The sequence below is a fragment of the Vreelandella malpeensis genome (assembly GCF_020622355.1).
GTDB classification, from domain to species: domain Bacteria; phylum Pseudomonadota; class Gammaproteobacteria; order Pseudomonadales; family Halomonadaceae; genus Vreelandella; species Vreelandella malpeensis.
In genome coordinates this window covers 146342-167268 of sequence record NZ_WHVL01000002.1, presented here as the reverse complement: position 1 = coordinate 167268, position 20927 = coordinate 146342, and the positions used below count along the sequence as shown (strand labels likewise).

Below are 20927 nucleotides of genomic sequence, written 5' to 3'. Positions count from 1 at the left end.
GCCTACCACCCGAGGTCGCCATGAATCAATTTGTCACTCCTTCACCGCTTCTGCCCGATGCCCAGGGCCTGTTCGGCAGCTTCGGCGGGCGCTTCGTGGCCGAAACGCTGATGCCGCTGATCCTCTCGCTGCAGGAGGAGTACGACAGCGCCAAGCAGGACCCCGACTTCCAGCGCGAGCTGGCGTATTTCCAGAGTGACTACGTGGGGCGGCCGAGCCCCCTGTATTTTGCCGAACGGCTCACCGAGCACTTCGGCGGCGCGAAGATCTATTTGAAGCGTGAAGAGCTCAACCATACCGGCGCGCACAAGATCAACAACTGCATCGGCCAGGTGCTGCTCGCCAAGCGCATGGGCAAGAAGCGCATCATCGCCGAGACCGGCGCGGGCATGCACGGCGTGGCCACGGCCACCGTAGCGGCGCGCTTCGGCCTCGACTGCGTGGTCTACATGGGCTCCACTGACATCGAGCGCCAGCAGCCCAACGTGTTCCGCATGAAGCTTTTGGGCGCCGAGGTCATCCCGGTCACCTCCGGCACCGGCACGCTGAAGGACGCCATGAACGAGGCGCTGCGCGACTGGGTGACCAACATCGACGACACCTTCTACATCATCGGCACCGTGGCAGGGCCGCACCCGTACCCGGCCATGGTGCGCGACTTCCAGGCGGTGATCGGCCATGAAACCCGCCGCCAGATGCAGGAGAAGGAAGGGCGCCTGCCGGGTTCGCTTATTGCCTGCATTGGCGGTGGGTCGAATGCCATGGGGCTTTTCCACCCGTTCTTGAGCGATGAAAGCGTACAGATGATCGGCGTCGAGGCCGGTGGCAAGGGGGTAGCGACGGGCCAGCACGCGGCGAGTCTGAACGGCGGTACGCCCGGCGTGCTCCACGGCAACCGCACCTATCTGCTGCAGGACGAGGATGGCCAGATCATCGACGCCCACTCGATTTCGGCGGGGCTCGACTATCCCGGTATCGGCCCCGAGCACGCCTGGCTTCACGAGCAGGGCCGCGTCGAGTACGTATCTGCCACCGACGACGAAGCGCTCGAGGCATTCCAGATCTGTTGTCGCGAAGAGGGCATCATCCCGGCGCTCGAAACCGCCCACGCCCTGGCCGAAGTCGCCAAGCGCGCGCCCACGCTTCCCCGCGATCACCTGATGGTGGTCAACCTGAGCGGGCGTGGTGACAAGGACATGATGAGCGTTGCTCACTATTTAGGAGACAAGTTCCAATGAGCCAAACCAACTCGACTGTCGGCATCCCACGTATCGAGCGCTGCTTTGCCGCGCTGAAAGCGCAAAACCGTCCGGCGCTGGTGAGCTACCTGACTGCCGGCGACCCGAACCCGGAAGCCTCCCAGCGCCTGCTCGATGGCCTGCCGGATACCGGCGTGGACATCATCGAGCTGGGCATGCCCTTCAGCGACCCGATGGCCGACGGCCCGGCGATCCAGAAAGCCGCGCTGCGGGCGCTCGAGGCCGGGCAGACCCAGGTCAAGACGCTTTCCATGGTGAAGCGCTTTCGCGAGAAAAACCGGGACACGCCCATCGTGCTGATGGGCTACTACAACCCCATCTACCGCTACGGCGTTGAGCGCTTTCTCGCCGATGCCGCCGAGGCCGGGGTCGATGGACTGATCGTGGTGGACATTCCGCCGGAGCACGACGACGAGCTCTGCACCCCCGCCGCCCGCCATGGCATCGATTTCATTCGCCTGGCCACGCCCACCACCGACGCCAAGCGCCTGCCTCGAGTGCTCGAAAGCGCCTCCGGGTTCATCTACTACGTGTCGGTCGCCGGCGTGACCGGCGTCGGCGCTGCCACGCCGGAGACGATCAAACGCGCGGTGGATACGCTCAAGCGCCACACCACGCTGCCGGTGGCGGTGGGCTTTGGCATCCGCACTCCGGAGCAGGCCGCCACCATCGGCCGCTTCAGCGACGCGGTCGTGGTCGGCTCGGCGCTGGTCGACTGCATCGAGCGCGCCCGAACGGCGGACGAGGCCGTCGAAAGCGTGCATGGGCTTGCCCGCGAGCTGGCCCAGAGCGTTCGTCGCTGCCGAGAAGAGCAGGCGGTGAGCTAAACGGTCCCGCCGTTGGCTCGAAGCGTCTGGCCGTTGACCCAGCCCCCGGCGGGGGAGGCGAGAAACGCCACCACCCGGGCGATGTCCTCGGGCTCGGCCAGTCGTTCCAGCGGCGCCATTCTGGCCATGCGCTCGACCAGCTCATCCGACTTGCCGTTCAAAAACAGCGTCGTGGCGGTCGCGCCCGGGGCCACCGCGTTGACGGTGATGCCACGCCCGCGAAGCTCCTTGGCCAGAATCCCGGTCAAGGTTTCCACCGCCGCCTTGGTCGCCGCGTAGACCGCGTAGTTCTCGAGCTTCAAGCCCACCACGCTGGTGGACAGATTGACGATGCGCCCGCCATCGCCCAGCCGGTTGGCCGCCTCGCGCAGGGTGTTGATCGTCCCCTTGAGGTTGATGTCGATCTGCTCGTCCACCACGCGCGGTGGCATCTCGGCCAGCGGCGCCAGCGTCATCACGCCGGCGTTGTTGACCAGTACGTCGAGGCGCCCCCACTCGGCTTCGATCCTGTCGAACAGGGCGCCCACCGCCTGCACGTCGGCCACGTTCGCCTGACACGCCATGGCCTGGCTGCCCTGTGCTTTTATCTCCTCGACCACCTGGGCGGCCGCGTTAGCGTTTCCGGCGTAGTTGACGACGACCGCGAAGCCATCGGCGGCCAGCGCCTTGGCGATCGCCGCCCCGATCCCCCGTGAAGCGCCGGTCACCAGCGCTACCTTTGCTTCGATCATGAGTTGATTCCTGTTTCGTTGTCATGGGTGAGCCCCAGCATAAGCGAAACCTCGTACGCTATAATCAATCCAATTCCGCCATCACTTGTCGGAAAGGGGGAACAATGGATCGACTCGATACGATGCAGGCGTTTACTCGGATCGTCGAGCGGCGAAGCTTCACCCAGGCGGCGCAGGATCTGAATATCTCGCGCTCCACCCTGACCGAGGCGATCAAGGCCATGGAGGCGCGCCTGGGCGTGCGTCTTCTTCAGCGCACCACCCGTTCGGTCACGCCCACCCAGGAGGGCGAGGCGTACTACCACCGCTGCCTGAGCATTCTGTCCCAGGTGGAAGAGGCCGATACCTTGGCCGCCGACTCCCCGCGCGGCGTGCTGAAAGTGGGGGTTCACGGCACCCTGGCCCGGCACTTCTTGCTGCCCGGGCTACCGGCCTTTCTGGAGGCGAACCCGGAACTGGATATCGTGCTCAGCGAAGGCGACCGGCTGGTGGATCTGGTGGGCGAGGGCGTCGACTGTGTGCTGCGGGTCGGCATTCTGCAGGATAGCGACATGGTCGCCCGTCAGGTGGCCACCCTCGATGAAGTCACGGTGGCCTCGCCCGGTTATCTGGCCCGCTACGGCACGCCGCAAAGCCCGGCGGCGCTGGCCGGCCACGTGATCGTCGGCTTCCACTCCAGCCGGGTGGGCCATGTGCTGCCGCTGGAACTGATGGATAAAGGCGAGGCGCACTACGTGGTGCTGCCAGCTCACGTTACCGTGACCGGCGCCGACACCTACCACGCCGCCGCCCTCCAGGGACTCGGCATCGCCCAGATGCCGCGCTATCACGTCGAGCAGGCGCTTCGCGAGGGTCGGCTCGTCGAGCTTCTGCCTGACACTCCGCCCGCCGGCTCCCCGGTTTCCCTTCTCTATCCCAGCAATCGCCAGCTTTCGCCGCGGGTGCGGGTGTTCATGGACTGGGTGGCGACGGTGTTCGAGGAGCGCATGGCGGCCATGAAGTGAGTGCCATCGAAAGGCCTGGGACAGGGGCGAGGCAAGCCCCGTCGAGAGGAGGTCGCTACACAACATCCAGTAGCGACAGCTGGCGCATGGCGTCCTGGGCTTCGGGAGTATGGTCGGCGGCTTCCAGCACCTTTTGGTAGCCGCGGGAGGCCTGAATGGTCGACTCGTCGTCGAGCCACATCTGGGTCTGCTCGCGGGAGTCGGCCAACTGGTGCTTCAAGCCGCCGAACTGGGTACCGATCTGCCCCCAGGCGCGGCTGAAGATCCAGTCGCCGAACATATCCTGGTGAATATGCACCAGCACATAGTCATGGTCGGTTTCCCAGCGTACGATCACTTCTGTCTCCTTGAACCCCACGTCACGCTCGATCGCGCGCCTTCGCCATATTGTAAAGCTCGGATACTCAAACGCCTATGAAACTCGTCATCGATGCCAACATTCCCGCCGCCGACGACTGCTTCGCCCATCTGGGCCACATCATCCGCCTGCCCGGGCGCGAGATCACCGGGCAGGATGTGCGCGACGCCGATGCGCTGATCGTGCGCTCGATCACTCGGGTCGACGAGGCGCTGCTCGCGGGCAGCCGGGTACGCTTCGTGGGCAGCTGCACCATTGGAGTGGATCACGTCGACACCCACTGGCTCGCTGAACAGGGCATCGGCTTTGCGAGTGCGCCGGGCTGCAACGCCGAGGCGGTGGTCGACTACGTGCTGAGCAGTCTCGCGACGCTGGGCGAGCGCCAGGAATGGTCGCTGTTCGAGCGCCGTATCGGAGTGGTGGGAGCGGGCAACGTGGGGGCTCGACTGGTCGCCCGCTTGCAGGCCATGGGGATCGCCACCCAGGTGTGTGACCCGCCCCGCGCCGAGCGGGAAGGGCAGGCTGGTTTCGTCGATCTCGACACGTTGATCGCGACCTGCGACGTGATCTGCCTGCACGTGCCCCTGGTGCGCGACGGCGCTCACGCCACACGTCATCTTCTCGACGAGGCGCGCATCGCAGCACTTTCGTTGGGAAGCGTACTGATCAACGCCGGGCGCGGCGACTGCGTGGACGGCGCGGCCCTCGAAAGGCGCCTGGGAAGCGCTGGCGACATCACCGCCGTGCTCGACGTATGGAAGAGCGAACCGGAGATCGATGCGGCCCTGCGCGACCAGGTGGCACTCGCCACTCCGCACATCGCCGGGCACAGCCTCGATGGCAAGCTGCGCGGCACCTTCATGATCCAGGAAGCGCTGATGGCGGCCGAGGGCGAACCCGCAAGGCTCGCCTTCGCGGATATCTGCCCGCCGCCGGCACTGGCGGCGCTGGAGCTTCGCCAGGCGCTTGCCTTCGATCAGGCGCTGGCGTTGTGTATCCGCGCGGTCTACGACGTGCGCCGTGATCACGAGGCGCTGGCGCGGGCGATCGAGGGTCAGGGCATGGCCCAGGGCTTCGACGCGTGTCGAACGCACTATCCGCTGCGCCGCGAGTTCGCGACCCTCGAGGTTCGCCTTGCAGGAGAAGCGGTCACGCTCGAGACGATGCTGCGCGGCGCGGGATTTCGCACTCTTCGGTGCTGAGGTAGGCGCGTGGGACACCGCCCATGACGACGCGATGAGAGGGCGTGCTTGCCAAAAAAACGGCGGGGGAGCCGAACGTATCGTTCGGCTCCCCCGCCGTGCAGTGCTTGACGCCGGGCGCGTTTACTGGCGGTAGGCGGCTTCTTTGAGGGCGCGGATGCGCTCGTCCAGCGGCGGGTGGCTGGCGAACAGCTTCTCCATGAGCGACCGGGTCTGGCCCTTGGTGATCGCCATGGCGCGCAGGGTGTCCGGCATCTGGTCCGGCATTTCGGTTTCGACCTTCAGGCGTTCGAGCGCGTTGACCATGGCGCCGGTCCCGGCAAGGCGGGCGCCGGCCTCGTCCGCGCGGTATTCACGAAAGCGCGAGAACCAGGCGACGATGGCCGAGGCGATGATGCCGAAGACGATCTCCGCCACCATGACCACCGCGAAGTAGCCCATGAAGCCAAGCCCGCCTTCGCTGCCGCGGCTCTTCATGAAGCCGTCGAGCAGTTGCGCCACCACGCGGGCGAAGAACATGACAAAGGTGTTCACCACGCCTTGGATCAAGGCCAGCGTCACCATGTCGCCGTTGGCCACGTGGCCGATCTCATGGGCCAGTACCGCGCGCACCTCGTCCGGGCGCATGCGATTCAGAAGCCCCGCCGACACCGCCACCAGGGCGGCATCCTTGTTCCAGCCGGTGGCGAAAGCGTTGGACTGCTGGGCGGGAAAGATGCCCACTTCCGGCGTCTTGATGCCCGCTTCTCGGGAGAGTTCGGCCACGGTGTCCACCAACCACTGCTCGGTCGAGTTGGCGGGCGCTTCGATCAGCACGGTGCCGGTGGAGCGCTTGGCCAGCCACTTCGACATCAGAAGCGAGATCAAGGAGCCTGCCATGCCAATGATGAAGCAGAAGATCAAAAGCCCCGTGAAGTTGATGCCCTGGCTTCGCAGGTAGCCCTCCACGCCGAAAAGGCGCAGCGTGAAGCTTGCCACCAGCACCACTGCCAGGTTGGTGGCCAGAAACAGCAGAATGCGCATCATGTATGTATCTCCCTCTAAGGTCCTTGAAAGGTGTCTATCATCGATCTGTTGTCGGTTTAGATGGCTGCGCGGCCCGCCGGGTTCACTGTCACTGCCGATAGCGCGACAGGAAGTTGGCGAAGCGGTCGAGCGCATCGCCCAGCTGGTCTGCCCACGGCAGGGTGACGATGCGCACGTGATCCGGCGCCGGCCAGTTGAAGGCACTGCCCTGGACCAGCAGGATCTTCTCCTGCAGCAGCAGGTCGAGCACCAGCTGCTGGTCGTCCTTGATGTTGTATACCTTGGGATCGAGCCGCGGGAAGGCGTAGAGCGCTCCCTTGGGCGTCACGCATGATACGCCAGGAATGGCGTTGAGCTTTTCCACGGTAATATCGCGCTGAGCCAGCAGCCGTCCGCCGGGCAGGATCAGGTCGTTGATCGACTGGTAGCCGCCGAGCGCGGTCTGGATGGCGTGCTGGGCGGGCACGTTGGCGCACAGGCGCATCGAGGCGAGCATGGTCAGCCCCTGGATGAAGTCCTTGGCGCGCTGCTTGGCGAGCGTTCCCGAGATGGTCATCCAGCCGGAACGAAAGCCGGCGCAGCGGTAGCTCTTGGAGAGCCCGTTCATGGTGATGACCAGCTGGTCGTCGTCGGCCAGCGCCCCGGTGGACGTATGGGTGACGCCGTCATAAAGGATCTTGTCGTAGATCTCATCGGAAAAGACCACCAGATGATGCTCCTGGGCGACCTGCAGCACCGCCTTGACCACGTCCGGCGGGTAGACCGCGCCGGTGGGGTTGTTGGGGTTGATCAGCACGATCGCCCGGGTGCGGCTCGTCACCTTGGCGCGAATGTCGTCGATGTCCGGCGCCCAGCCGGCCTGTTCGTCGCAAAGATAATGCACGCCGTGGCCGCCGGAGAGGTGCGCGGCGGCGGTCCAGAGCGGGTAGTCCGGCGCCGGGATCAGCACTTCGTCGCCGTCGTTGAGCAGCGCCTGCATGGCCATCACGATCAGCTCGGAGACGCCGTTGCCGATGTAGATGTCCTCGATGCCTACGCCAGGAATTTCCTTGCGCTGGCACTCCTGCATGATCGCCTTGCGCGCCGAGTAGAGCCCCTTGGAGTCGCAGTAGCCTTGAGCAGTGGGCAGGTTGCGCATCACGTCCTGAAGTATCTCCTCCGGCGCCTCGAACCCGAAGGGGGCGGGGTTGCCGATGTTGAGCTTCAGAACCCGCTGGCCTTCTTCTTCCAGGCGCTTGGCGTGGTCGAGAACGGGGCCGCGGATGTCGTAGCAGACGTTGTGCAGCTTGTGCGATTTCTTGAGAGGCTGGGGCTCGGTGGGCGTTGGCGTATCCATGGGGTGTCCGACAGTACCTTGATTGTTGGGGTCACTGGCCATTATGCGCGCCATTCAAGGCGCTGTCTTGATCATTGTCCGCGTCATCGGGTGCCGGCGGCGGTGGGATGTCCGCCGGGGTTTCCAGGGTGATGCGGCCGAGCTTGCCATCGCGCAGCTCGTGCAGCAGCACCTCGGCGCCGCGGTGCCAGTCGACCTCGCCACCGGCGCGAAGCCCGCCGCGCCGAGCGGCGATCTCCTTGAGGATCGCGTGGCCGTCGAAGCCCGCCAGGGCGAGAAAATCCGGGCGCTTGGGGCCGTCGGCGTCGATCTCCTGGGCGGTTTCGGGCGCTTCGTAACGCGGCAGCTCCTTGAGCTTGTAGCGGGCGCTGAGCGCTTCGGGGTAGCGCTTGGCGAGCTCGGCGCTGGCGACGATCGCCACGTCCACGTACTCGATGGCGGTATCGCGGATAGCGCCGCTCGCCGCCAGCCGGTAGGCGCTGGCCTGGTCCTCGATCTTGGGCCACAGCACCCCGGGGGTGTCGATCAACGCCACGCGCCCGTCGATGCGCACCTTCTGCTGGCGCTTGGTGACCGCGGGCTCGTTGCCGGTCTTGGCGATCTTGCGCCCGGCTAGGCCGTTGATCAACGTCGATTTGCCCACGTTGGGAATGCCCATCACCATCACCCGCACGTCGCGATCCGCGCGCACGGCGCCGGCGAGCTCGTGGCAGAGCCTGGGAATCTTCTTGAGCTCGCGGCTCTGGGTGGTGGTCACCGCAAGCGCCCGGGTGTCCGCCTGGGCGTCGAAGTGGGCGACCCATTCCCGGGTGCGCTCGGGGTCCGCCAGGTCCGCGCGGGTCAATATCTTGAGCACCGGCTTGTGGCGGGTCAGCTCGGCCAGCATCGGATTGGCGCTGGAGTAGGGCAGACGCGCATCGATCACCTCGATGACCACGTCGATTTCCGGCAGCGCCTCCTTGATCTGGCGGCGGGCCTTGTTCATGTGTCCGGGAAACCAGCCGAGCATGGAACTCTCCTAGGGCTCAAAGTGAGGCACAAAAAAACGGGCCGCCATTCTATCAGAACGGCGGCCCGTCGGGTCGGGCGCGGTCACTCGTCCGGGTGGAACTCCAGCGCCACCGAGTTGATGCAGTAGCGAAGCCCGGTGGTCTCCGGCGGCCCGTCCGGGAAGACGTGGCCCAGGTGGGCGTCGCAGTGGGAACAGACCACCTCGGTGCGCTCCATGCCGTGGCTCTGGTCGCGGTGCTCCTCCACGCTGCGCTTGCCCAGCGGACGATCAAAGCTTGGCCAGCCGCAGCCCGCCTCGAACTTGTGCTCGTTCTCGAACAGCGGTGCGTGGCAGCAGATGCAGTGGTAGATACCCTGCTCGTCGCGTACCTGGTAGTCGCCGGTGAACGGGCGCTCGGTGCCTTTTTCCCGGGTGACGTGGTACTGCTCGGCGCTCAGCTCGCTGCGCCACTGCTCCGGCGTTTTATCGACTTTGGCCATGGGCGCCTCCTGATCGGCGGGGGAGAAAACGCCTTGCTCGTCAACGAGCAAGACGTACATCAGACCTTCACTTGCGGTATGGGGTTCAGTCTAGGCCATAACCGTGGGCGCGCTCAAACGCTGGCCGCGCCACCGTCGCTGCGCGGGTCGTGGGCGCTTTCGATCAGCCCGTCCGGGTGGTGCACGATGGCGCCGGCATGGCCCATGGTGTCGCTGTAGGAACTTGCAAGCACTTCCACATCGTGGCCGGCCGCGCGCAGGTGCTCCACCACCTCCGGGTCGACGCGCGATTCGAGCTTGAGGTTGGTGCTCTCCTCGCCCCAGGTGCGCCCGAGCAGCCAGCGCGGGGCGGCCACGGCCTGCTGCAGCGGCTTGTGGTGAAAGGCGTAGCGCGAGAAGAGCGCCGCCTGGGTCTGCGGCTGGCCTTCGCCGCCCATAGTGCCGTACACCATGGTGCGGCCATCGTCGAAACGCGCCAGCGCCGGGTTCAGGGTGTGAAACGGCTTGCGACCCGGCGCGAGCCCGCGCAGGTCGTTCTCGTCCAGCGAGAAGCTGATGCCGCGGTTTTGCCACAGCACGCCGCTTTCCGGCAGCACCACGCCGCTGCCGAACTCCCAGTAGATGCTCTGGATGAAGCTCACCGAACGGCCTTCGGCATCAACCGTGCCCATCCAGATGGTGTCGCCGGGCGCTGGCGTATGCGGCCAGGCCAGGGCGCGCTCGGGATCGATCTGGGCAGCCTCGCGGTCGAGGTTTTCGGCGCTCAACAGCGTCTGCAGGTCGACATCCAGGCGTCCCGGGTCGGTGATGTAACGATCGCGCAGCAGGAAGGCGCGCTTGGTCGCCTCCACCAGCCCGTGCAGGTGCGCGAAGCCTTCGCCATCGCTTACGCCCAGGCGCTCATAGAGTGCCAGAATCATCAAGGACGCCATGCCCTGGGTGGGGGCGGGCAGGTTGTAGAGCGTGGCGTTCTTTAGAGCGACCTCGAGGGGCGTGACGCGCTGGGCGCGGTAGGCGTTGAAATCCTCGAGCCGCAAGGGGCTTCCCAGCGCCTCCAAATCTCGGGCCATGCTTTGGGCCAGCTCGCCGCGATAGAAGTCGTCGAGCCCCGCCTCGGCCAGGCGTTTCAGCGTGGCGGCAAGCCGGGGCTGGCGCAGCCGTGCGCCTTCGCGGGGCACGTCGCCCTGGCTCAGAAAGGTATCGCCGAAGCCGGGGCTCTGGAACAGGCGCTCGAGATGCTGGCGCGTCAGCGCCTCCTGGCTGCGCGAAACGGCGATGCCCTGCTCGCCGTGGCGAATGGCGTCGCCGAGCAGGGTGGGCAGGGGCAGGGCGCTTCCCCAGTCGCTTGCCACGTCGAGCGCTTCCTGCCAGCCGCCGATGGTGCCGGCCATGGTCAAGGCGGCAGTGGGGCCGCGTTCGGGAATCTGCGCCTGGCCTTGGTAGAAGGCGGGTGTGGCCAGGCGTGCCGCCGGCCCGCAGGCGTCGATCGCCACCGGTGCCTTGCCGGGTTCGTGGATCAGCCAGAAACCGTCGCCGCCAATGGCGTTCATGTGTGGATACGCAACCGCGATGGTCGCGGCGGCGGCGACCATCGCTTCCACGGCGTTGCCACCCTGCTTGAGAATGTCGCGCCCGGCGTTGGCGGCCAGGTGATGGGGTGCGACACAGCTTCCGCCGCCATAGCTTCGCTGGGTGTTGAAGGCGTCCCCGGGCGCGAAGGCGCTCGATGCGGGAGCGTCGTGAGTCATTGGCATTGTATTTTCCTGGGCGCCTGCCAGGGCGGGAAGACCGAGCGATAGGCCCGCCGCCGAGGAAGCGGTAGTGACTAGAAATCTGCGGCGCGTGAAGGTCATGACGACTCTCTGACTCGTGGAGTGGACTCCTGGTAACGCAATGAGTGTGCCAAGACAGTGCCAAGCGCCGTTTTCCCCGCGCCATCGAAAGGCAGCCACGCCGATGATTGGCCGCGATCTCCACTCTTGTGTGGCGCTGAATCAATATCGCCCCATTATGGTGCGCGGGCAACCCTCAGGCATGGACAGGGGGCGATGCACCTACCGATGTAGATAAATTGAAAATCAGCGCCTTGACAGAAAAATGCCGGCTGAGTATTATACGCGCCACCTCGACGAGGCAATGAAACGTCCCATTCGTCTAGTGGTCTAGGACACCGCCCTTTCACGGCGGTAACAAGGGTTCGAACCCCTTATGGGACGCCACTTCATCGTCAAGGTATCGGAGTGCGGGAATAGCTCAGTGGTAGAGCATCGCCTTGCCAAGGCGAGGGTCGAGAGTTCGAATCTCTTTTCCCGCTCCAAATGCGTCCCATTCGTCTAGTGGTCCAGGACACCGCCCTTTCACGGCGGTAACAAGGGTTCGAACCCCTTATGGGACGCCACTTCGATCGCGAGAAATTGATAAGCGGGAATAGCTCAGTGGTAGAGCATCGCCTTGCCAAGGCGAGGGTCGAGAGTTCGAATCTCTTTTCCCGCTCCAAGCATTAAATTGCTTATGCGTCCCATTCGTCTAGTGGTCCAGGACACCGCCCTTTCACGGCGGTAACAAGGGTTCGAACCCCTTATGGGACGCCATCTCGCCGCCAACCTATCTATAAGCGGGAATAGCTCAGTGGTAGAGCATCGCCTTGCCAAGGCGAGGGTCGAGAGTTCGAATCTCTTTTCCCGCTCCAGTTTTCTTCTCTGTATATTCCATCGGTTCGCTATCCTGCGGTAGCGGCGGTTTTGTCGTTTCCGATGTTCAGGCGCACCCAGCCATTAGCTTGAAAACGATCCTGGCTGCCCCCATCTATTGGCGCTCTATACTGTTTACCTTCTTTTTGCTGACAGGACATTTTCATGGCCGAACCGGCATTGTCTATCCGTGGCCTCACCAAGGTGTATGGCAACGGCTTTCGCGCCCTGAAGGGGATCGATCTCGACGTTCAGCAGGGCGATTTCTTTGCGCTTCTCGGTCCCAACGGTGCCGGCAAGTCGACCACGCTCGGCGTGGTCTGCTCGTTAGTGCAAAAGACCGAGGGCAAGGTCTCCATCTTCGGCATCGACATCGACCGCGATTTCGCCAAGGCCAAGTACCAGCTCGGCGTGGTGCCCCAGGAGTTCAACTTCAGCCAGTTCGAGAAAGTGCTGGATATCGTCATGGCCCAGGCGGGCTACTACGGCATGAAGCGAAGCGAGGCGCTCCCCCGCGCCAAGCAGCTCCTGACTGACTTGGGCCTCTGGGACAAGCGTAACGGCAGCGCGCGGATGCTCTCCGGCGGCATGAAGCGGCGCCTGATGATCGCCCGCGCCCTGATGCACCGCCCGAAGCTCCTGATCCTCGACGAGCCCACTGCCGGCGTCGACATCGAGCTTCGGCGCAGCATGTGGGAGTACATGCGTCGCCTCAATCGCGACGAGGGCACCACCATCATTCTGACCACTCACTACCTCGAAGAGGCGGAGAGCCTGTGTCGCAACATCGCCATCATCAATAACGGCGAGATCGTGCGCGATACCAGCATTCGCGAGCTGCTCGCCGAGCTTGATACCGAAACCTTCCTGCTCGATCTCGCAGTCCCCGTCGAACGCGCGCCCGAGATCCCGGGCTTCGAACTCCAGCAGATCGAGCCAACCCAGCTGGCGCTCGCCATTCACCGTGGGCAGGAACTCAACACCGTGTTCCAGGCGCTGAGCGAGCAGGGCATCCAGGTGATCTCGATGCGTAACCGCGCCAACCGACTCGAGGAAATGTTCGTCTCCATGGTCGAGCAGGGCCAGTCACCCATTGACGAACAGAGCGCCAAGGAGGTCGACGCATGAACGCCACCCAAACGTTGATTGCCCTCTGGACGCTGGTGGTCAAGGAGATCAAGCGCTTCACGCGTATCTGGCCGCAGACGCTTTTGCCGCCGTCGATCACTATGGCGATGTACTTCATCATCTTCGGCAACCTGATCGGCTCGCGCATCGGCGCGATGGACGGCTTCAGCTACATGGACTTCATCGTCCCCGGGCTGATCATGATGTCGGTGATCACCAATAGCTACTCCAACGTTGCCTCGAGCTTCTTCTCCAACAAGTTCCAGCGTTCGGTGGAGGAGATGATGGTCTCGCCGATGCCCAACTGGGTGATCCTTTCCGGCTTCATCCTGGGCGGCATGGCGCGCGGGCTAGGCGTCGGGTTGATCGTGACGGTCGTGTCGCTGTTCTTCACCCAGCTCTCCGTCGAGCATCCGTTGTTGACTCTTCTGGTAGTGGTGCTGACCTCGGCGCTGTTTTCCATCGGCGGCTTCATCAACGCGCTGCTGGCCAACAAGTTCGACGACATCTCGATCGTGCCGACCTTCGTGCTGACACCGCTGACCTACCTGGGCGGAGTGTTCTACTCGATCTCGATGCTGCCGGACTTCTGGCAGGGCGTGTCGATGCTCAACCCGATCCTCTACATGGTGAACGTCTTCCGCTACGGCTTTCTGGGAGTGTCGGACATCCCCGTGGGCTGGGCGCTGACCGCTGTCTTCGCCTTCATCGTCGTGCTGTTCACCGTCGCGCTGTTCATGCTCGAGCGCGGTCGCGGCATTCGCAGTTAAGGAGCTTTCATGGCCCATCGCCCCGATACTCTGGAACATGCGCCCCTGGGGCGCGATTCCGCCTACCCCGAACGCTACGACAAGAGCCTGCTCTTCGCGATTCCTCGTGCTGCCAACCGGGCGCCGCTGGGCATCGAGGAAGGCGCGCTGCCCTTCATCGGCGAGGACGAGTGGCACGCCTTCGAACTCTCCTGGCTCGATGCGCGCGGCAAGCCCGTGGTGGCGGTGGCCCGCTTCACGCTGTCGGCCAGCTCGCCGAACCTGATCGAATCCAAGTCCTGGAAGCTCTACCTCAACAGCTTCAACCAGACCCGCTTCGAGAGCCGTGAGGCAGTGATTGAGGTGCTTTCACGGGATCTGGCCGAGGTGGCCAAGGCCCCGGTCGGCGTGCTGCTGCTCGACGTGGACGCCCCGGAGCTTGCCCCGGTGCGCCTGCCCGGCGAGTGCCTCGACGGCCTCGAGATCGACATCGACGATTACACGCCGAGTGCCGCGCATCTCAAGGCCGAAGGCGAGATCGTCGAGCAGACGCTCTATTCGCATCTTCTCAAGTCCAACTGCCCCGTCACCGGCCAACCGGACTGGGGCAGTGTGATGATTCGATACAAGGGGCCGCGCATCGACCGCGAGGGCCTTCTGCGCTACCTGATTGGCTTTCGCCAGCATCAGGATTTCCATGAGCACTGCGTGGAGCACATCTTCACCGACCTGATGCGCGAAGCCGCCCCCGAGGCGCTTCTGGTGCTGGCCCGCTACGTGCGCCGGGGCGGGCTCGACATCAGCCCCTGGCGGGCTACCCCGGGTATGGCCGCGCCCGGCTCGCTGCGTCTGGCACGCCAGTAGCGGCTTGCGCTAGAGTAGCAGGCTGATTCACTCAAAGGACGCCGTATGGACGCACTGACGCTTCTTCACCAACGCAGCTCCATGGGCAAGCTCACCGAGCCCGCCCCTAGCGCCGAGCAGCTCGAAGCCCTCTATCAGGCGGCGCTGCGCGCCCCGGACCACAAGGAGCTGCGCCCTTGGCGGTTCATCGAGTTCAGTGGTGAAGGGCGCGTGCGCCTGGGCGAGCTGTTCGCCGAGGCGGAGTTCCAGGAAGACCCCGGCGCCAAGGATGACGTGCTCAATGCCGCTCGCCAAAAGCCGCTGCGCGCGCCGATGGTGATCGCGGTGATCGCCAAGGTGACGCCGGAGCTTCCCAAGGTGCCCAAGATGGAGCAGGTTATCTCTGCCGGCTGCGCCGCCCACGGCATTCTGCTGGCTGCCCACGCGCTAGGGCTGGGTGCGATGTGGCGAAGCGGCAAGTACGCCTTCGACCCGGTGGTGCGCAAGGGCTTGAGCCTGGACGAGGACGACGAGGTGGTAGCGTTCATCTACCTGGGCAGCCTCGGCGGGCGCCACAAGCCGGTGGCTCGACACGACAGCGCCGATTTCGTCGAGCGCTGGAGCTGAAAGGGCAGGGCGAATGAGTTCTCGCACCCCCGGTGTTCCCTATCCGCGCCTGCCGCTGCCGGAAGATGGCCGCGAGGATCTGGCCACCTTCCAGCGTTGGCTCGCCGAGGCCATTCCCATGGTTGCATCGCTGGGTATAGAGGCGATGCGTGAAGAAGGCGAGCGCTTGATCTGGAACCTGGCGCTCGCGCCGAACCTCAACGACAAGGGCACCGGCTTCGGTGGCGCGCTTGCCGCCCAGACAACGCTTCAAGGCTGGTGCTGGGTCACCTTATGGCTGCGTCGTCAGGGCCAGGCCCGGGACGTGGTGGTCGCCGAGGCCACCCAGCGCTTTCTCGCCCCGGTCACCGGCGATTACCGGCTGGTCTGCACACCCAGCGAACCTGACGGCCCCCAGCGGCTTGCCGAGCGGCTGGTCATGCACGGCAAGGGCCGCATCACCCTGACCCAGACGCTCTACTGCGGCGATACGCGCTGCCTCGAAGCCACCGGCCACTACGCCGTGCTCGAGTGAATGCGGAAAAGACTTGCTATTTAACGTCTTAAACCCTAAAATACGCGCCGTTCCATCGGGAAAGGCAACGCCTTCACCAGGAACGAATTGCGGAGGGGTGTCCGAGTGGTCGAAGGAGCACGCCTGGAAAGTGTGTAAGTCGAAAGGCTTCGAGGGTTCGAATCCCTCCCCCTCCGCCACCGAATCGAGAAAAGCCCGCTGAGTGATCAGCGGGCTTTTTCGTATCTTGGATTCGGTGTGGCAGCTATTAAAAAGCCCCGCCCTTATGTCGAGGGCGGGGCTTTTCATGGTCGATAGGTCACTTACTTCACGTCGTTACCCAGTGCCGCCAGGCGCTCGGAACTCAGCGCGATGTCGGCGTTCTTGTTCACGCCGATGCCGCGATCAATGATCGCCTGGGCGATGCTCTTGGCGTCGTCGAGGGAGTGCATCACGTAGGTGCCGCACTGGTACTCGTTGAGCTCGGGGATCTCGTCCATGCGCTCGAGCTTGAGCACGTCACGCATCGAGGCGAGCCAGGCGTCGCTCACGCGCTCTTCCGAAGGGCTTCCCAGCAGGCTCATGTAGAAGCCGGTACGGCACCCCATCGGCGAGATATCGATGATCTCGACGCCGTCTCCGTTGAGGTGATTACGCATGAAGCCCGCGAACAGGTGCTCGAGGGTATGGATGCCTTTCTCGCCCATCATCTCTTCGTTGGGCTTGTTGAAGCGCAAATCGAACACGGTGATGGTATCGCCGGACGGGGAGGTCATGGTCTTGGCGACGCGCACCGCCGGCGCATTCATGATGGTGTGATCCACGGTGAAACTGTCGAGAAGGGGCATACGTGTCTCCTAGATCGGTCGATGGGCCAGGTAGGCCGGTGCGCCTATTGTCGCATTATTGACGCGAAAAGGGGGAGCGTGTTGCGCTCTCTCGCTACCCGGCCCGTGGAGCTTCGGATCGCCTAGAAGGGCAGCGCACCGCTGAAGCCGATGCCCAGTACGGCGATGATGACGATGAGGACGACGATGACGGTGGTCGATGGCATGATCTTTCCCTGATTGGTAGTGAATGAATCCTTCTAAGCGTAGTGCAAAGCGCTCGATTACGCAGCGGCATTATCATTCCAGGCAACGAAAAGCGCCCGAAAGTCAACGCTTTCGGGCGCATCGTCACGCGGGCTCGAAAGATCAGCCGCAGTGGCAGTCGTGGCCGCAATCCTTGGAGCCATCGGCGTGACCAGTGGCGCAAGCGTTCGAGCAGAAACGCTGACCGTTTTTCTCGATCGACTGCTCGTTGACCGCGCAGTTACACTTGGGGCATGCACACTGTTGATTCGACATGGGACACCTCCTTGGTTGACCTTCAAAGCGTAGTCACCCGAGGCGATGTTATGTAATCGCATTTTGTCGAGGCGGTGGGAATGTTTCAAAGGGAATCCTTGAACGACAGATACGAAAAAGCACCCTGTGAAAGGGTGCTTTTCCGTTGCCTCTCTTCTCTTCCTTGACTACCTTTTGCTCTTCCTGAGCTTCTCGTTTCCTTGAGACGTGGCGCTCTATCCTGAGCTTCTTTTCGTCCTTGAACCCTAAGCACTCTTCCTGAGCGCATTCGTTCCTTGAAGGGCTTCGTTCATCCTGAACGAACAATCCGTTGCGAAGCGGTTTCCTTGCCGCGAACACTACAGACTATAGTGCATTGTTAAGGGGTGTACAAGATAAAATTGTATTTTTGTTGTACCTGGCTAGTACCAGGCTCATTTTGGTACAGAAAAGCGCTGTGGTGTCCAAGTTTCTAGTGCTGTACCGATCCACTGAGCATAGAAACAGGTGTTTTTTGCATTAGTTAACCTGTGATAGATAATCGAGGCGCCATAGGGCGCACTGTGTGCGCAGCCAAGGAGAGGCCACGAAGGATCGGCGACAGGGAAACGCGCGCACAAGGAGGCATGAGCAGGAGGCTCATGGAGCAAGATCACGGAGGATTGGATCAGCCCCGGCCGGCAACGGTCGGGGCTTTTTCTTGCCTGGCGTCTTGCGGTGTCTCGCTGTCATGCAAGCGCTGTCCAAATGTCATCACAATGACACGATCAACGCGCATGGTGGTGGTTGCACCAGGAGGGTGGCGAAGGAGCGGGCAGGGAGGCTCGTCGAACCAGGGATGCGTGAAAGGAGGTCGCGAAAGCGCTCAAGGAGGACATGCTCGTACTAGACCCGGCCAAAGGCCGGGTCTTTTTTGCGTGTGTCAAAGCGGCGAGGGCAGCAGCAGCGGCACGATGAAGTAGACGAACAGCGTGATCACCAGGGCGCTGACGAGGTTCATGGCAAAGCCTGCCTTGGCCATCTGCTTGATCGAGATGCGCCCGCTCGAGAACACCGCCGCGTTGGGAGGCGTCGAGATCGGCAACATGAACGCGCAGGTAGTGGCCAACGCCACCGCCACCATCAGCCCCAAGGGGTTACCGGTAGTGATCGCCGAGGCAAGCCCCGCAGTGATCGGAATCGCCATGTTGGCGGTGGCAGTGTTGGAGATGATCTCGGTGAGAAACAGCATCAGGACCACCATGAACAGCAAGAGCCAGAAATAGCTTACCCCGTCGAGTAGTTGAAGCTGCTGGCTGATCCAGCCGGTCAGATCACTGGCGCTGAACGCCGCGGCCAGCGACATGCCGCCGCCCCACAGGATGAAAAGCCCCCAGGGCAGGTTCTTCATGTCGTCCCACACCAGCAGGCTACGCTTCTCGCTGTGTGCCGGAATGATGAACAGCGATACCGCCGCGATCACGGCGATCAGCGTGTCGTTGATCGGCAGGTCGAAAAATGGTGCCAGCCAGCCGCGCAGCGCCCAGGCAAGTGCCGTCAGCACGAACACGCCGAGCACGCGTTTCTCGTCGCGAGTGATCGGGCCGAGTGCCTCGAGCTCCTGGGCGACGAAGTTCACTTCCAGGCGGGTGTTGGGCACCTTCGAGTAGACGCGGGTCAGGTAGACGTACAGGAACGCCAGCAGCAGCAGCGTCAGCGGCAGGGCGAAGATCATCCACTGCAGGAAGCTGATCTCGACATCGAAGAACTGCGGGATCATCGCCACGACGATGGCATTAGGCACTGAGCCGATGATGGTGGCGAGCCCGCCGATCGAGGCGGCGTAGGCCACGGTCAAAAGCAGCGTGCGGGCAAAGGCGTCGCGCTGGCGCTTCTCGAACTGGTCGCGCTCGTCGAGCTCGTTCAGCAGCGCCACGGCGATGGGCAGCATCATCAGGGCCGTCGCGGCGTTGGAGATCCACATCGACAGAAACGCCGAGGCGATCAGCACCCCCAGCACGATGCTTCTCAGGCTGTTGCCGATCCGGTTGACGATGGAGAGCGCGATGCGCCGGTGCAGATTCCAGCGCTCGATGGCGATAGCCAGGATGAAGCCGCCCATGTACATGTAGATGACCGGATTGGCGTAGCCCACCACGGCGTCGTCCATGCTCATCACGCCGGTCAATGGCAGCAGGATCATGGGTAGAAACGAGGTGACCGGAATCGGCACTGGCTCGGTCACCCACCAGATCGCCATCCATACCGTCAGCCCCAGCACGAGGCGCGGCATGGGGTCGATCAGCGAGGCGGGCATGGCAAGCTGCACGACGACGAACATCAAAGGCCCGGCCAGCAGCGGCACCCAGCGGCGCCACTGGTCGATCAATGCACTCATACATAACTCCAACGAATGAAAGGGGCCCGAGGGGAGGGCACGTCCGGGCGTGATCCTACCACTTAGGTCTATTCAACGTTGGTTGCAGGTCTAAGACTTTAGTCTTGTTGGAGTGGCGCTGGTAACCCCCGGCCGAGCCGGGGGTGAGGGGGAGGGGCGGGTATCACATCGCGTTCTGCGTGCTCTCTTGCGCATCTTCTTTCGGGCTTTCGGGCTTGTCGCTGCCCTGATGGCCCATCGCGCTTGCCTGATCCAGGCGCGGGTGGTTGTCCAGGAACAGCCGGTCGATGTCATCGACCTTGTCGAGCAGCTGGATGGTTTCGGCGATCACGTGAATGGCTGCGAGCACGTCCTGGGTATGGCCGGTCTCCGAAATGGTGTGCATGTTGCGGGTCGGAAAGCCGATGGAGGTAGCGGCGCTATCGACGGAGGCCAGCACGCTCGCCATTCCGTCGGTGCCGGTATCCACGCCGACAATGTCGCGCTGCATGGGGATGTCGTGCTGGCGTGCGGCTTCGGCGATGATGCGGTTGAGCTGCTCGCTTGCGATCGAGCCGACCGAAAGCGTGAAGCCCTTGGCCATCTCCAGCGCCTGCATGCGCTTGTCGCCGATACCGGGAGCGGCGACGTAGTCGTGGTTGACGTCGATGCCGATCAGCGCGTCGGGCTTCAGGCTGCCTGCCAGTACGCGGCTGCCGAAGCGGCCGATCTCCTCGTAGCTGGCGATGGCGAACATCACCCGCACGTTCTGCGTGCCGCCGGCCTCGGCCACCAGGCGCGCCACCTCGGCGGTGACAAAACAGCCCAGCCCGTTGTCGAGGTAGGCGCCGTAGAAGGTGTTCGGACTGAAACCCTTCTTGATCGGGCGGTCGAAGATGATCGAGTCCCCCGGACGCACGCCCAGGTTCAGCACCTGCTGCTTCTTGTTCTCGCCGTGGATCTGCAGGTCCAGGTAGATCTGCTCCTTCTTGATGCCTTTCTCTCCGCTGCGAACGCCCGGGTCGGAGAAGTGAATGGCACCCAACGCCTCGATGGTGCCGCCTTCAAGGCGACGATAGCTGCCCGGGGCCTCCGGGTCCTCGCTGAACAGCAGCACCTCGTGGCCGATCAGCACGGTCGGCAAGAAGGAGTCGGTGTTGATCCAGATCTTGCCGTCCTCGCCGATCGAGCGCACCTGCATGCGAATCTTGTCGGCGTGGCCTACCAGCATGATCTTGAACATGTCGTCGCGGCCGGGGTGGGTGTCCAGCACCACGCCCGCGTTGCCCCTGTACTGATGAAGGTGCCAATCCGCCAGCGCGAAGCTCTCGAAATAAGGTTTGAGCACGCCGTAGGTCATGGCGGCCTCGAGGCCCACGGGGCTGGGCGCCGAAATGATGTCGCGCATGACATTGAACTGTGCCTCGGGCATCGGCTGCGTCCAGGGTTTGGCGCTGTCGCTCATGAAGTCTCTCCAGG

General features: G+C 63.6%; 20 protein-coding genes and 7 tRNA genes. 16 read left to right on the top strand and 11 right to left on the bottom strand.

Annotated elements, in window-relative coordinates:
* The first annotated feature begins 20 nt into the window (after positions 1 to 20).
* Positions 21 to 1238 carry a tryptophan synthase subunit beta gene (trpB, locus tag GEV37_RS06145; protein WP_227389357.1) on the top strand — a complete coding sequence of 406 codons (1218 nt, stop codon included), beginning with the start codon at positions 21 to 23 and terminating at the stop codon, positions 1236 to 1238.
* Positions 1235 to 2086, top strand: coding sequence for a tryptophan synthase subunit alpha (gene trpA / locus GEV37_RS06140; RefSeq protein WP_227389356.1), 852 nt, complete (start codon positions 1235 to 1237; stop codon positions 2084 to 2086). The genes trpB and trpA overlap by 4 nt, the downstream gene beginning before the upstream one ends.
* Here the strand turns inward: trpA and GEV37_RS06135 are convergent.
* Entirely contained in the window at positions 2083 to 2817 is a 735-nt protein-coding gene (locus tag GEV37_RS06135; protein ID WP_227389355.1) for an SDR family oxidoreductase, read from the bottom strand. The two genes, trpA and GEV37_RS06135, sit on opposite strands and share 4 nt — an antisense overlap.
* A 104-nt stretch (positions 2818 to 2921) precedes the next feature.
* Between GEV37_RS06135 and GEV37_RS06130 the strand changes: the two genes are divergently transcribed.
* Entirely contained in the window at positions 2922 to 3821 is a 900-nt protein-coding gene (locus GEV37_RS06130; protein WP_227389354.1) for a LysR family transcriptional regulator, read from the top strand.
* 55 nt (positions 3822 to 3876) lie between these two features.
* Here the strand turns inward: GEV37_RS06130 and GEV37_RS06125 are convergent, their stop codons facing one another.
* Positions 3877 to 4158 carry a hypothetical protein gene (locus GEV37_RS06125; protein ID WP_227389353.1) on the bottom strand — a complete coding sequence of 94 codons (282 nt, stop codon included), beginning with the start codon at positions 4156 to 4158 and terminating at the stop codon, positions 3877 to 3879.
* A gap of 77 nt (positions 4159 to 4235) precedes the next feature.
* Between GEV37_RS06125 and pdxB the strand changes: the two genes are divergently transcribed.
* Complete coding sequence (gene pdxB, locus GEV37_RS06120; RefSeq protein WP_227389352.1) at positions 4236 to 5381, top strand: 4-phosphoerythronate dehydrogenase PdxB; 1146 nt, start codon at positions 4236 to 4238, stop codon at positions 5379 to 5381.
* 123 nt (positions 5382 to 5504) lie between these two features.
* Here the strand turns inward: pdxB and htpX are convergent, their stop codons facing one another.
* The 5 genes from htpX to GEV37_RS06095 form a co-directional block, all read right to left on the bottom strand.
* Positions 5505 to 6407: a protease HtpX gene (gene htpX, locus GEV37_RS06115; protein ID WP_227389351.1), complete on the bottom strand. Its 903-nt coding sequence runs from the start codon at positions 6405 to 6407 to the stop codon at positions 5505 to 5507.
* Positions 6408 to 6495: 88 nt separating this feature from the next.
* Positions 6496 to 7743, bottom strand: a complete 1248-nt coding sequence (locus GEV37_RS06110; protein WP_227389350.1) for a pyridoxal phosphate-dependent aminotransferase — start codon at positions 7741 to 7743, stop codon at positions 6496 to 6498.
* 31 nt (positions 7744 to 7774) lie between these two features.
* Positions 7775 to 8752, bottom strand: a complete 978-nt coding sequence (ylqF, locus tag GEV37_RS06105) for a ribosome biogenesis GTPase YlqF (RefSeq protein ID WP_227389349.1) — start codon at positions 8750 to 8752, stop codon at positions 7775 to 7777.
* An 83-nt stretch (positions 8753 to 8835) separates the two neighbouring features.
* Positions 8836 to 9234: a peptide-methionine (R)-S-oxide reductase MsrB gene (gene msrB, locus GEV37_RS06100; RefSeq protein WP_227389348.1), complete on the bottom strand. Its 399-nt coding sequence runs from the start codon at positions 9232 to 9234 to the stop codon at positions 8836 to 8838.
* Between the two features lie 113 nt (positions 9235 to 9347).
* On the bottom strand, positions 9348 to 10988 hold the full coding sequence (locus GEV37_RS06095) for a gamma-glutamyltransferase family protein (protein WP_227389347.1): 1641 nt from the start codon (positions 10986 to 10988) through the stop codon (positions 9348 to 9350).
* A 389-nt stretch (positions 10989 to 11377) separates the two neighbouring features.
* On the opposite strand from GEV37_RS06095, the gene GEV37_RS06090 reads away from it, so the two are divergent.
* The 12 genes from GEV37_RS06090 (at position 11378) to GEV37_RS06035 (ending at position 15964) form a co-directional block, all read left to right on the top strand.
* A tRNA-Glu gene (locus tag GEV37_RS06090) sits at positions 11378 to 11453 on the top strand.
* A gap of 23 nt (positions 11454 to 11476) precedes the next feature.
* Positions 11477 to 11551, top strand: a tRNA-Gly gene (locus GEV37_RS06085).
* Positions 11552 to 11556: 5 nt separating this feature from the next.
* Positions 11557 to 11632: transfer RNA gene (locus GEV37_RS06080), tRNA-Glu, on the top strand.
* A gap of 23 nt (positions 11633 to 11655) precedes the next feature.
* Positions 11656 to 11730: transfer RNA gene (locus GEV37_RS06075), tRNA-Gly, on the top strand.
* A gap of 19 nt (positions 11731 to 11749) precedes the next feature.
* Positions 11750 to 11825 (top strand) — tRNA-Glu (locus GEV37_RS06070).
* Between the two features lie 23 nt (positions 11826 to 11848).
* Positions 11849 to 11923: transfer RNA gene (locus GEV37_RS06065), tRNA-Gly, on the top strand.
* A 166-nt stretch (positions 11924 to 12089) separates the two neighbouring features.
* Positions 12090 to 13052 carry an ABC transporter ATP-binding protein gene (locus GEV37_RS06060; RefSeq protein WP_227389346.1) on the top strand — a complete coding sequence of 321 codons (963 nt, stop codon included), beginning with the start codon at positions 12090 to 12092 and terminating at the stop codon, positions 13050 to 13052.
* Complete coding sequence (locus GEV37_RS06055; RefSeq protein ID WP_227389345.1) at positions 13049 to 13822, top strand: ABC transporter permease; 774 nt, start codon at positions 13049 to 13051, stop codon at positions 13820 to 13822. The genes GEV37_RS06060 and GEV37_RS06055 overlap by 4 nt, the downstream gene beginning before the upstream one ends.
* Before the next feature lie 9 nt (positions 13823 to 13831).
* Positions 13832 to 14665, top strand: a complete 834-nt coding sequence (gene queF / locus GEV37_RS06050) for an NADPH-dependent 7-cyano-7-deazaguanine reductase QueF (RefSeq protein WP_227389344.1) — start codon at positions 13832 to 13834, stop codon at positions 14663 to 14665.
* A 45-nt stretch (positions 14666 to 14710) separates the two neighbouring features.
* A complete protein-coding gene (locus GEV37_RS06045; RefSeq protein ID WP_227389343.1) occupies positions 14711 to 15271 on the top strand; it encodes a nitroreductase family protein in 561 nt (186 codons plus the stop codon).
* 13 nt (positions 15272 to 15284) lie between these two features.
* Complete coding sequence (locus tag GEV37_RS06040) at positions 15285 to 15785, top strand: YiiD C-terminal domain-containing protein (protein WP_227389342.1); 501 nt, start codon at positions 15285 to 15287, stop codon at positions 15783 to 15785.
* Between the two features lie 91 nt (positions 15786 to 15876).
* A tRNA-Ser gene (locus GEV37_RS06035) sits at positions 15877 to 15964 on the top strand.
* A 123-nt stretch (positions 15965 to 16087) separates the two neighbouring features.
* Here the strand turns inward: GEV37_RS06035 and luxS are convergent.
* From luxS to GEV37_RS06015, 4 genes are all read right to left on the bottom strand, one after another.
* Positions 16088 to 16612, bottom strand: coding sequence for an S-ribosylhomocysteine lyase (gene luxS / locus GEV37_RS06030; protein ID WP_227389341.1), 525 nt, complete (start codon positions 16610 to 16612; stop codon positions 16088 to 16090).
* A gap of 348 nt (positions 16613 to 16960) precedes the next feature.
* Entirely contained in the window at positions 16961 to 17113 is a 153-nt protein-coding gene (locus GEV37_RS06025) for a metallothionein (protein WP_227389340.1), read from the bottom strand.
* Between the two features lie 901 nt (positions 17114 to 18014).
* Entirely contained in the window at positions 18015 to 19469 is a 1455-nt protein-coding gene (locus tag GEV37_RS06020) for an SLC13 family permease (protein ID WP_227389339.1), read from the bottom strand.
* 163 nt (positions 19470 to 19632) lie between these two features.
* Positions 19633 to 20913 (bottom strand): M20/M25/M40 family metallo-hydrolase, encoded by a 1281-nt coding sequence (locus GEV37_RS06015; RefSeq protein WP_227389338.1) that lies wholly within the window; start codon positions 20911 to 20913, stop codon positions 19633 to 19635.
* Between the last annotated feature and the right edge of the window lie 14 nt (positions 20914 to 20927).